The following is a 13,024-nucleotide window of genomic DNA, read 5'->3' on the forward strand; positions in this document are numbered from 1 at the left end:
TCAGCGCGATGCCTCGAGCGCCTCCTTCAGTCTCCGAGCCAGCTCCTCGACCGCGGGCGCCTTGAGCAGGCTGTAGTGGTCGCCTGGCACGGTGTGCACCTCCAACTTGGCGCCCACCAGCGCGGACCAGCCTCCGTCCTGAGGCAGGCCCGCTGGCGTCTCCGTGGCCTTGAGCAGCAGCACGGGCCCGGGGCTCGCGCGTGCGCGGTAGCTCCGTCCCGCGCGCAGGTGCGCCTCGAACACGCGGTACAGCGCGCGCAGCGAGTCCGCTCCCATGCCGGACGGGAGCGCGCCGGACTTCACGGCCTCCTCCATGATCGCGTTCATGAGGGCCTCAGGCTCCAGGTCCGCGCGCCGCGCCGCGCCGAGGTCCAGGCTCTCCAGGGACAGGCCCATCAAGTCTCGCGCGAACATGCCCAGCCGCTGGAGCGCATCCGGCTCTGGCTCCGCCGAGTGGGGAGGCGCGGGCGCGTAGGCGTCGATGAGGACGATGCGGGCGACCTGCTCACCGTGCTCGCGAAGCTGTCGCGCCATCTCGTAGGCGATGACGCCCCCGAGGGACCACCCGCCCAAGGTGTAGGGCCCGTGAGGCTGAACCTCTTGGATGGCCTGCACGTAGGCCGTCGCGAGCGCCTCCAGGGTCTCTCTCGGTTCGCTGGTGCCATCGAGCCCACGCGCCTGGAGTCCGTAGAACGACTGTTCAGGGCCGAGCCGTCGCGCCAGCTCCGCGTAGCAGAGGACGCCGCCCCCCACGGGATGGACGAAGAAGAGCGGCGGTCGCGCTCCAGCCGCCGTGTCACCGAAGGGCACCAGCGAGGTGTGCGCCTCGGCGTGGGCGTCTCGCAGCAGCGTGGCGAGTGCTTCGACCGTCGGCGCGCGGAACAGCGCGGCCAAGGGGAGACGTCGTCCCATGGCCTCTCGGATGCGCGCCATCACTGTCACCGCGAGCAGGGAGTGCCCTCCCAGGTCGAAGAAGTTGTCGCGCACGTCGAGCGCGCTCGTTCCGAGCACGTCCTCCCAGATGCGCGCGAGCTGTTGCTCCACGGGGTCTCGTGGTGCGAGTCGCTCGCGCGTGGTGCGCTCCTCGGCCCGCGGCTCGGGAAGTGCGCGCCGGTCGACCTTGCCGTTGGGTGAGAGCGGGAGCGCTTCGAGGACGACGAAAGCGGAGGGCACCATGTACTCAGGCAGATGGAGTCGCAGGTGTGTGCGCACGACGTCGAGCGGCGGAGGTGTGCTCGCGGGGACGAGGTACGCAACGAGGCGTGCGTCTCCTGGCGAGTCCTGGCGGAGCAGGACGCAGGCATCGCGTACAGCGGGAAGTGCACGCAGTGCGGCCTCCACCTCCCCGAGTTCGATGCGGTATCCGCGGAGTTTGATCTGGAAGTCGAGCCGGCCGAGGTACTCGAGGGTGCCATCGGGGCGCCAGCGCGCCTTGTCTCCGGTGCGGTAGAGGCGAGCGCCGGGGACCGAAGAGAAAGGGTTGGGGAGGAAGCGCTCCGCGGTGAGGTGCGGCGAACGGAGGTAGCCGCGAGCGACGCCCTCACCGGCAAGGAAGAGTTCCCCTGGGACTCCGATGGGCGAGGGGAGGCCGGAGGCGTCGAGGACGAAGGCAGAGGAGTTGGAGAGCGGACGACCGATGACGGGCACGGGGACTTCCGTCCCCTGCATGAGCCACGTGGTGGCGAGGACCGTGGCCTCCGTGGGGCCGTAGCCGTTGAACGCGCGTGTCCGCGTCGTCGCGGAGAGGGTTCGCCAGAGGGACTCGTCCACGGCTTCGCCCGCCAGGACCAGCAAGCGCGGGACATGGGCTCGCGTGAGCAGGCCCGCCTGTAGCATCAGCTTCGCTTGCGCCGGTGTGCAGCCCAGGACATCCACGTGCCCTTGCTCCATCCACGACAGCATTCGCTCGGGATCCCTTCGCGTCTCCTCTGAGACGAGGTGGAGCGAGTGCCCATCGAGCAGCTGGACGAGGTGATCCACGGAGACGTCGAAGTAGAGCGGTGCGTTGAAGGCGACGCGGAGCCCCGCGGGCTGGCCCGCGTAGATCGAGCGAGCCAAGGCCCGATGGATGTGGAGGACCGAGCGGTGCTGCACCATCACGCCCTTGGGCGTGCCCGTGGAGCCCGACGTGTAGATGACATACGCGAGGTTCTCGGCGGTCGTGTGGTGCGTGAGGTCATCGGGCGACTGGGCCGCGATCTCCGGGCCGGCCGTGTCCAGGTCGACGAGGTGCATGTCGCCGAGAGGCCACGTCTCCAACAACCGACGACGCGTGACGAGCACTGCCGCGCCGCTGTCGCGAAGCAGCAAGGCCGTGCGCTGCGTGGGCGCTGAGGGATCCAACGGGACGTAGGCCCCGCCCGCCTTGAGAATGCCCAGGATGGCGGCAAGCGCAGCAATGGAGCGCTCGAGACAGATCGCGACGGGGACCTCAGGGCCCACGCCCAGTCCTCGCAGATGTCGCGCGAGCTGGTTGGCTCGGGCGTTGAGTTGGAGGAACGACACCGTCTCTTGCTCCGCGACGATGGCCACCGCGTCGGGAGTCCGCGCCACTTGTTGTTCGAAGGCCTGAGGCAGACAGACCGTGCGCGGAAAGTAGGCCTCGGGGCCCGCGCATTCCCGCATCAGCCCGTGCTGTTCCTCGGCGGAGATCAGGGACAGGGTGCGCAGTGGTTGCGTGGGTGCGGCCACTGCGCCTTCGAGCAGTCGCTCGAAGTGTGTCATCCATCGGCGAGCGGTCGTCACCTCGAAGAGGTCCGTGCTGAAGGTCAGCACGCCCCGGTATCCGTCGGGGGTCCGCGAGAGCGTGAGGTTCAGCTCGAACAGCGTGGTGTCGGCCTCCACGTCCACGCCTCGCATCGTCAGCTCGGGCAGCGCCACTTCTTCGGCGGGCGCGTTCTGGAGAGCGAACATGGCCTGGAAGAGGGGCGTGCGGCCGAGGTCCCGGGCGGGGTGGAGTTCCTCGACGAGGCGCTCGAAGGGGATGTCCTGGTGCTCGAAGGCGCCGAGGGTGGAGTCTCGGACTTGAGCCAGGAGGGAGCGGAACGAGGAGTCCGGAGTGAAGCGAGCGCGAAGGACGAGGGTGTTGACGAAGAAGCCGATGAGGGGCTCGGTTTCGGCGAGTCGGCGGTTGGCGATGGGGGAGCCGACGAGGACGTCGTCCTGGCCGCTGTAGCGCTGGAGCAGGGACTGGAAGGCGGCCAGCAGCACCATGAAGGGCGTGGCTCCCTCCCGTTGTGCCAGCGACTCCAGCGCGGAGGCGAGGGCCACGGGCAGATGGACTGGCAGCGCCTCACCCCTCGCGGAGAGCCCCCTCGGGCGAACCTTGTCCGTGGGGAGCTCCAGCGCGCGCGGTGCACCGGCGAGCTCCTCTTTCCACCAGGTGAGCTGTGCGTCGAGCGCTGGTCCCTGGAGCCAGTCGCGCTGCCACCGTGCGAAGTCCGCGTACTGGACGGGCAGCTCGGGCAGCGGCGAGGGCAGTCCTTGCGTGAAGGCGGCATAGAGCATGCCGACCTCGCGGACGAGGATGCCCGTGGACCAGCCATCGGACACGCTGTGGTGCACGTTGACGAGAAGCACGTGCTCCGTGTTTCCGACGCGCATCAACGTGACGCGCATCAGCGGGCCCTCGCTCAGCGAGAAGGGCTGACGCGCATCCTGCGTCGCGATCCGAATGGCTTCGGCCTGGCGCTGGCCCTCGGGGGTTTCGATGAGATTGACGACCTTCAGTGGCAAGCCCACGGGCGCGTGGATCTGCTGCCACGGTTGCCCGTGCTCCTCGTGGAAGGTGGTCCGCAAGGCTTCGTGGCGCAAGCGCAGCGCATCGAAAGCCTTCTGAAGCGCTGGCACGTCGAGCCTTCCCGACAGTCGCAGCGCCGCCGGGATGTTGTAGCGCGGGCTTCCAGGTTCGAGCTGATCCAGGAACCACAGTCGCTGCTGCGCGAACGACAGCGGGATGCGCTCGGTCCTCGGCGTGCGGAGCAGGGGCGGAGGCCGCATGCCCGGGGCCTGGTCATGGAGGCGCTCGGCGAACTGGGCGAGCGTGGGGGCTTCGAACAGCACCCGAACGCCCGATTCGATCCCCATCTCCGAGCGCAGGCGCGCCATCAACTGTGTGGCCAGCAAGGAGTGTCCACCCAGCTCGAAGAAGTTGTCGTGGCGACCCACTGCGGCGACTCGCAGGACTGCGCGCCAGGACTCGGCCAGCCGTTCTTCCAGTCCCGAGCGCGGCGGTTCGTGCGGAGTCGCCGCCTGTGCATCGGTCCACTCCGGCGCGGGGAGCTCGCGACGGTCGACCTTGCCGTTGGGGGACAGCGGGAGCGCGCCGAGGAAGACGAAGGCCGAGGGCACCATGTACTCGGGCAGATGGAGTCGCAGGTGCACGCGCAAGGCGTCGAGGGTTGGCGGTGTGCTCGTGGGGACAAGGTAGGCGACGAGGCGAGAGTCCCCTGGGGAGTCCTGTCGGAGCAGGACACAGGCATCGCGCACCGAAGGCACTGCGCGCAGGGTGGCCTCAATCTCCCCGAGTTCAATGCGGTGGCCGCGGAGTTTGATCTGGAAGTCGAGGCGGCCGAGGAACTCGAGGGAGCCATCGGGACGCCAGCGAGCCTTGTCCCCGGAGCGATAGAGGCGGGCGCCAGGGGTTGAGGAGAAGGGGTGAGGGAGGAAGCGCTCGGCGGTGAGGTGGGGGGAATGGAGGTAGCCGCGTGCGACGCCCTCGCCAGAGAGGAAGAGTTCGCCCGGGACCCCGATGGGAGAAGGCAGCCCGGAGGAGTCGAGGACGAGGGCGGCGGTGTTGGAGAGGGGCCGGCCGATGACAGGCACCGAGACAGGCGTCCCTTGAATGGGCCAGAGGGTCGAGTTCACCGTGCACTCGGTGGGGCCGTAGACATTGAAGGCCTTGGTGCGCGGCGTGGCTTGGAGGGCGAGCCAGCTGGCTTCGTCGATGGCCTCGCCCCCCACGAGGAGGATTCCCGGCACGTGGTGCCGCTGGAGCAAGCCGGCTTGGAGCAACAGCTTGAGTTGTGACGGCGTGCAGTCGAGCGCGTCGATGTGGTGCTGTTCGAGCCACGACAGCAGTTGCTCCGGGTCCTTTCGAGCGTCGTCTGGGACGATGTGCAGGCAGTGCCCTTCGAGCCAGAGGACGAGGTGCTCAATCGAGGCGTCGAAGTGGAGCGGAGCGTTGAGGCTGACGCGGGCGTTGGAGGGGAGCGCACCGCAGGCGGCTCGGACCATGGCGCGATGGAGGTTGGAGACGGAGCGGTGCTGCACCATCACGCCCTTGGGCGTGCCCGTGGATCCCGACGTGTAGATGACGTACGCGAGGTTCTCCGGGTAGGCGCTCTCGGGCAGGTCCTCGCCCGACAGCGTGCTGAGTCGCTCATGCTCCGCATCCACGCAGACGACGCTGGGCACCTGGGGCTGCCACGCGTCGAACACCGCCTGCTGGGTGATGAGCACGGTTGCGCCGCAGGCCTGGAGCAAGAGGGAGCGACGCGGGATGGGCGCGCTCACATCGAGCGGGACGAAGGCTCCACCTGACTTGAGGACCGCGAGGAGGGCGACGAGTGCATCCGGCGAGCGCTCCATGCAGAGCGCCACGGGGCTCTCCGGGCCGCCTCCCAGCGCGCGCAGATGGCGCGCGAGCTGATTGGCGCGCGTGTTGAGTTCGAAGAACGAGAGGGACACGTCCCCCATGCGGAGCGCGGGTGCGTCCGGAGTCCGGGCGACTTGTTGCTCGAAGGCTTGGGGGAAGCAGCCACTCCGTGGGAGATAGGCCGCAGGGCCAGTCCAGTTCCGCAGCAGGGTCTCCCGCTCCTCGGGAGCGAGCAGGGACACCGCTCGCAGTGGAAGCTCGGGCTGGGTGGTGACGGACTCCAGCAGCACGCGCAGGTGGGTGAGGAGGCGCTCCGCGGTGGTGTGCTCGAAGAGGTCGGTGCTGAACGACAGCCACCCCACGAAGCCTTCCGGCGCGCGACGGAGATCCAGGCTCAGCTCGAACTGCGTCGTGCCGCTGTCATCGAGTCGCGCGGGCCGCAAGGCGAGCCCCGGCAATGCCAGCTCCGGCACGGGCGCGTTCTGGAGAGCGAACATGGCCTGGAAGAGGGGCGTGCGGCCGAGGTCCCGGGCGGGGTGGAGTTCCTCGACGAGGCGCTCGAAGGGGATGTCCTGGTGCTCGAAGGCGCCGAGGGTGGAGTCTCGGACTTGAGCCAGGAGGGAGCGGAACGAGGAGTCCGGAGTGAAGCGAGCGCGAAGGACGAGGGTGTTGACGAAGAAGCCGATGAGGGGCTCGGTTTCGGCGAGTCGGCGGTTGGCGATGGGGGAGCCGACGAGGACGTCGTCCTGGCCGCTGTAGCGCTGGAGCAGGGACTGGAAGGCGGCCAGCAGCACCATGAAGGGCGTGGCTCCCTCCTGTTGTGCCAGGGCTTCCACCGCCTCGCTCACGCCGCGCGGGAAGGCGACGGACAGCGTGGCGCCTCGGTTGGAGAAGACGGCCGGCCTGGGCCTGTCGGTGGGGAACTCCAACGCGGGGGGCGCACCCGCGAGTCGAGCCGCCCACCACTTCAATCGCGTGCGGAGCGTCTCGCCCTGAAGCCACGTGCGCTGCCAGACGGCGTAGTCGGCGTACTGGACGGGCAGCTCCGGCAACGGCGATGGACGGCCTTGGGCGAAGGACGCGTACAGCGCGCTCATCTCGCGGACGAGCACTCCGAGCGACCAGCCGTCCGAAACGATGTGATGCAGCGTGAGGAGCAGGAGGTGCTCGCGAGGCTGGAGCTTCAGCAGCAACGCACGCAGCAGTGGCCCCTGCGCGAGGTCGAACGGCCGCCGTGCATCTTCGGTCGCGAGGCGAACGGCTTCGGCCTGTCGCTGGGAGGCGTCCGCCACGTGGCGGAGATCCACGTGTGCCATGGGCACGGCCATCTTCGCGTGAATGTCCTGGACGGGCTCTCCCGACTCCGTGCGGAACGTGGTGCGCAGCGACTCGTGACGGCGCACCAGCTCTTCGAAGCCGCGCAGGAGCGCCTTCTCATCCAGGTCACCCTCCAGGCGCAGCGGCAGGGGGACGTTGTAGAGCGGGCTGCCCGGTGAGAGCTGATCGATGAACCACAGCCGCTGCTGCGCGAACGACAGCGGCAGTGCGCCCACTCGCGAGACTCGCTTCAGGGGCGGGGCCTGAGTCACCGCGATATCACCGAGGCGCTCGGCGAACTTCGCCACCGTGGGCGCGTCGAACAAGAGGCCCAGCGGCGCTTCTCGTCCCAGGACCGAGCGGATGCGCGCGACGACTTGGGTCGCGAGCAGCGAGTGGCCACCGAGGTCGAAGAAGTTGTCGTGGATGCCCACCGACGGGCGGCCCAGCACCTCGGCCCAGAGCGCGACGAGCTGCGCCTCCAGCGCGTTGCGTGGAGCGGCGTCCTCGGTGGGCCGTGCGACCGGCGCCTCGGGCGCGGGCAAGGCTCTCCGGTCCACCTTGCCGTTGGGGGACAGCGGCAGCGCGGCCAGCTCCACCACGGCCGAGGGCACCATGTACTCGGGCAGGTGCTTCTGCACGTGCGCTCGCAGCGAGGACACCTCTCCGCCGGGGACGACGTAGGCCACCAGCCGCTTGTCTCCGGGGACCTCCTCGCGAGCCACCACCACCGCGTCGCGCACGCCCGGGTGTTGGCGCAGCACGGCCTCCACCTCGCCCGGCTCGATTCGGTAGCCGCGCACCTTCACCTGGAAGTCCACTCGGCCGAGGAACTCCAGCGTGCCGTCCGCGCGCCACCGCGCCTTGTCCCCCGTGCGGTACAGCCGCGCTCCGGGCGTGGCGCTGAAGCCATGGGGCACGAAGCGCTCCGCCGTCAGGTCCGCTCGACGCAGGTAGCCCCACGCGAGGCCGTCTCCGCCGACGTACAGCTCTCCGGGCACGCCCGGAGGCACCGGCTGCTGGCGGCCATCCAACACCCACGCCGTCGAGTTCGACAGCGGCCGGCCAATGGGCACCGTGCGCCCCACCGAGTCGCCGCCCCTCAGCGAGTGCGTCGCCGAGAACGTGGTGTTCTCCGTCGGACCGTACCCGTTGATGAGCACCGAGCCCGAGGGCAACCGCGCCAGGTGCTCGGACACGCGCTCCACGGGCAGGACATCTCCTCCCGCGAGCACTTGCCGGACACGCGTCAGGGCCGCGCCCTGGTGCTGCACCATCTGCGTGAAGAGGGCCGCCGTCAGCCACAGGGTGGTGACGCCTTCCCGAGTCAGCAGCGCGCCCAGCTCCTCCAGCGAGAGCGCACGCGGCGGGGCCAGCACGAGCCTCGCGCCGTGCAGCAGCGCACCCCACACCTCCAGGGTGGAGGCGTCGAAGGCCACGGGCGCCAACTGAAGGAGGACTTCGTCGGGGCCGAAGCGCGCGAAGGTGTTGTTTCGCACCAGTCGCGTCACGCCTCGGTGCGGCACGCAGACGCCCTTGGGGCGCCCCGTGCTTCCGGAGGTGAACATGACGTAGGCGAGGTCGTCTGCGCACACCTGCGTATCGGGCGGGGTGGAGGGCCTCGCCGAGATGGCGTCCCACTCTGCGTCCAGCAGCACCAGCAGGCCGCCCACTTCGGGCAGCTCATCCGCCAGTCGCTCCTGCGTCAGCACCACACTGACGCCGGCCTCCTGGAGCATCCACGCCACGCGCTCCGTGGGCTGGCTCGCCTCCACCGGCACATAGGCCGCGCCTGCCTTGAGGATGCCCAGCATGCCCACGACGAGCTCGGGCGAGCGCTCCACGCTCAGGCCCACGCGGTCTCCGACTCGAACCCCCAGGGTCTTCAAGTGCCAGGCCACTTGATTGGCGCGGGCGTTGAGCTGGGCATAGCTGAGGCGCCGCTCGCCCGAGCTGACCGCCACCGCGTCGGGCATGGCATCCGCCTGCATGGCGAAAAGGGCGTGCACTGTCAGCTCGCGCGGGAAGTCGCGGGCCGTGTCGTTCCATTCAACGAGGACGCGCCGCCGCTCCTCCGCGGTCATCAGCGGGAGGTCGGACACACGCGACTCCGGCGAGGCGAGGGCCGCTTCGAGGAGCAGCCGCAGGTGCCGAGCCATGCCCTCCACGGTCGAGGACTCGAACAGCGCCGTGCTGTAGGTGAATCCGCCCACGAAGCCCTCGGCCTCGCGTTGCAGGGCCAGCTCCAGGTCGAAGCGCGTCACGCCATGCTCGGTTTGCAGTGGACGCAGCGAGAGCCCAGGCAAGGCCAGCTCCGGCAGCGGGGTGTTGTGCAGGTTGAAGGTGATCTGGAAGAGCGGTGACCGCCCCAGGTCGCGCGTGGGCCGCAGCTCCTCCACGAGCTTTTCGAAGGGCAGCTCCTGGTGCTCATAGGCGCCCAGGGTCGTGTCGCGCACTTGCGTGAGCAACTCGCGGAACGTGGTGCCACGATGGATGCGAGCCCGCAGCACGAGCGTATTGGCGAAGAAGCCGATGATGTTTTCAGTATCCGCGTGACGCCGTCCCGCGATGGGGGCGCCGATGAGCAAGTCCTCCTGCCCGCTGTAGCGGTGCAGCAATGCGTCGAAGGCGGCGAGGAGCACCATGAACGGCGTGGCGCCGTCGCGCTGGGCTCGGGATTCGATGGCGAGGCTCAGCTCGCGTGGGAGATGCAGGCGCACCGCGGCGCCTCGATAGGACTGATGCGTTGGCCGCGGATGATCCGTGGGCAGCTCCAGGTGGGACGGCGCCTGGGCGAGCTGTCGCTTCCAGTATCCGAGCTGGGTCGCCAACACGTCGCCCTGGAGCCAGCCGCGCTGCCACACCGCATGGTCGGCGTACTGGACCGGCAAGTCTGGCAGCGACGACGGGAGTCCCCGAAGCGAGGCCGCGTAGAGCTGCGCCATGTCGCGCACGAGCACACCCATGGACCAGCCATCCGAGATGATGTGATGCAGGTTGAGCACGAGGACGTGCTCGGTGTCGCTCAGCTTCAGGAGGAGCGCTCGGACGAGCGGGCCCCGCACGAGGTCGAACGGACGCCAGCCCTCCTCGGTGGCGAGGCGCAGGGCCTCCGCTTCACGTTGCGCGCTGTCGCGCAGCGCCGTCAGGTCCCCCCGCGAGAGCGGAAGCGGGGAGGGCGAGTGGATGCGCTGGAAGGGCGCTCCCTGCGTTTCATGGAACGTGGTCCGTAGCGACTCGTGTCGGCGCACCAGCGCATCGAAGCCTTGCTGGAGGGCCGCCTCGTTCAGTGCGCCGGTCAACTTCAAGGCAAACGGCAGGCTGTAGGCGATGCCAGTCGAGGCGAGCTGCCCGAGGAACCACAGCCGCTGCTGCGCGAACGAGAGCGGGTGATCCGAGGTCCGGTCCGCGCGGGTGAGCGTCGGTGGCGCAGGCGACTCGACGGCGCGAGGGGCGTGCTCGTCCAACCTCGCGGCGAGCGCGGCGACGGTGGGCGCTTCGAACAGGGTTCGCAGAGGCAGCTCCACGCCGAAGCCACTCCGGACGCGCGCCACCACCTGGGTGGCCAGCAGCGAGTGACCACCCAGCTCGAAGAAGCTGTCGGTCACGCTCACCCGTTCCACACCCAGCACTTGGGCGAACAACGTAGCCAAGGCGTGCTCGGTGGGCGTGCGGGGCTCCACGTGCGCGCCGCGAGGAAGGGCGGACGCGCTCGGGGCCGGCAGGGCGGCGCGGTTCAACTTGCCGCTCGTCGTCAGAGGCAGCGCATCCAGGTGCACGAAGACGGTGGGCACCATGTGCTCGGGCAACCGCTGCTGAAGGGAGGCGCGCAGCGCGGCGGACTCCAGCGCGGGCCCGTCTCCCGTGACGTAGCCCACCAGCCGCGCGTCTCCGGGCGAGTCCTCGCGCACCAGCGCCACGGCCTCGCGCACGCCAGGGCTGGCGCGCAGCGCGGACTCCACTTCGCCCAGCTCGATTCGGAAGCCCCGCAGCTTCACCTGGAAGTCGAGCCGGCCCAGGTACTCCACCGTCCCGTCCTCCAGCCACCGCGCCTTGTCCCCCGTGCGGTACAGCCTCGCGCCCGCTGTCTGGCTGAAGGCGTCCGGCACGAAGCGCTCCGCCGTCAACTCCGGCCGCGCCCAGTACCCGCGCCCCACCTGGACGCCGCCGATGTACAGCTCTCCCGGCACCCCCACCGGAACGGGCCGGCCTCGTCCGTCCAGCACGTACAGCCGCGTGTTCGCCACCGGCCGGCCAATGGGGACGCGCCGCAACGACTCCCCTCGCGGGCACGCCCACGCGCTGACGTCCACCGCCGCTTCCGTCGGGCCGTAGAGGTTGTGCACCTCCACTCCCGGCAGTCGCTCCTGGGTGCGTCGCACGGACTCCACTGGCAACGCCTCGCCGCTGCACACCACGCGCCTCAGCGACGTCAGCCGCTCGACTCCGGGCTCCTCCACGAAGGCGCGCAGCATGGAGGGCACGAAGTGCACCGTGGTGACGCGCTGCTCGCCCATCAGTCGCGCAAGGTACGCCGGCTCCTGGTGTCCCCCAGGGCGTGCCACCACCAGCCGCGCGCCCGTCATCAACGGCCAGAAGAATTCCCAGACGGACACATCGAAGCTGAAGGGCGTCTTCTGCAACACCGCGTCCTCGGCGGTGAGGCCGTACTCGTGCTGCATCCACCGCAGGCGGTTGACGACGCCCCGGTGGGCATTCATCGCCCCCTTGGGCCGGCCCGTGCTGCCCGAGGTGAAGAGGACGTAGGCCAGCGACTCCGGCCCCGCCACCGTATGCACCGGCGTCCTCGGCTGCGCGCCCACCTGCGCCGCGTCCGCGTCCAAGCGCAGCACTCGCGCGGACGTCTCCGACACCCTGCCTTCCAGGCCGCTTTGGGTGACGACGACGCAGGCCGCCGTGTCCTCCAGCATCCCCTTCAGGCGCTCCCTCGGGTAGCTCGGCTCCAGCGGCACATAGGCGCCGCCAGCCTTCAGCACGCCCAGCAACGTCACCACCAGCTCGGCCGAGCGCTCCAGGCACACGCCCACCCGTGACTCCGGGCCCACACCCCAGGCGCGCAGCTGGTGCGCCAGCTGGTTCGCCTGCGCCTCCAACTCCCCGTACGTCAGCCGCGCTCCCTCCGACTCCACGGCGATGGACTCGGGTGTCTTCGCCACCTGCTGCTCCACCAGGTGGTGCACCTGCTCGTCCCGTGGGTACTCCGCGGCGGTGTCATTCCACGCCACCAACACCCGCGCCCGCTCCGACTCCGTGAGGAGCGGCAGGTCCACGAGCGGTGTGTCCGGTGACGCGATCACGGCGCGAGCGAGGAGCGACAGGTGCTCGGCCATGCGCTGGAGGGTGCGCTCGTCGAACAAGCTTGTGGCGTACTCGAACCGGCAGGAGAGGCCCGCGCGGTGCTCCCAGACCTCCAGGCTCAGATCGAACTTCGAGGTGTCCGTCGACACGTCCACGCCGCTGAGTTTCAGCGATCGCGGTGAGGCATCCGCCTCGGGCGTGTTGAGGACGTTCAGGACGACCTGGAACACGGGCGTGCGGCTCTGGTCTCGCGGGACCTGGAGCATGTCCATGAGCCGCTCGAAGGGCGCGTCCTGCCGTGAATAGGACTCCAGGGCTTGCTGCCGCACTCGGCCGAGCAGCTCGCGGAAGGTGGGGGTGCCGGACAAGCGCGCGCGGAACGCCAGCGTGTTCACGAAGCAGCCGATGAGTCCCTCGACCTCGGGGCGCGTCCGGCCCGCGATGGGGGTGCCCACCGCGAAGTCTTCCTGGCCCGAGTAGCGCCCGAGCAGGGTCTGGAACAGCGCCAGCAGCACCATGAAGGAGGTCGCCCCCTCCCGCCTGCCAAGCTGGAGCAACGGCTCGGACAGGTCACGCGACAACTGCAACCGCAGGCTCGCGCCCGCATAGGACTGCACGGCGGGCCTGGGCCGATCCGTGGGCAACTCCAGCGCTGGGACGTGGCGCAACTGCTCGTTCCACCACCGCAATTGGTCCGCCAGCACCGAGCCTTCCAGCCACTCGCGCTGCCACACCGCATAGTCCACGTACTGAATCGGCAGGGGCGGCAGCGGCGACGGAATCCCCGCGCCG

At 69.7% G+C, this 13,024-nt stretch carries 1 protein-coding gene (only partly in view); it reads right to left on the reverse strand.

From position 1 onward, the window contains the following. On the reverse strand, positions 1-13,024 hold the end of the coding sequence (locus KRR26_RS03965) for a non-ribosomal peptide synthase/polyketide synthase (protein WP_217079153.1). 23,357 nt of this gene lie beyond the right edge of the window; 13,024 of the gene's 36,381 nt are visible here — the last part of the coding sequence; the start codon falls outside the window, past its right edge — the gene reads right to left on this strand; the stop codon is at positions 1-3.

This window comes from Citreicoccus inhibens (assembly GCF_019039035.1).
Lineage (GTDB): Bacteria > Myxococcota > Myxococcia > Myxococcales > Myxococcaceae > Citreicoccus > Citreicoccus inhibens.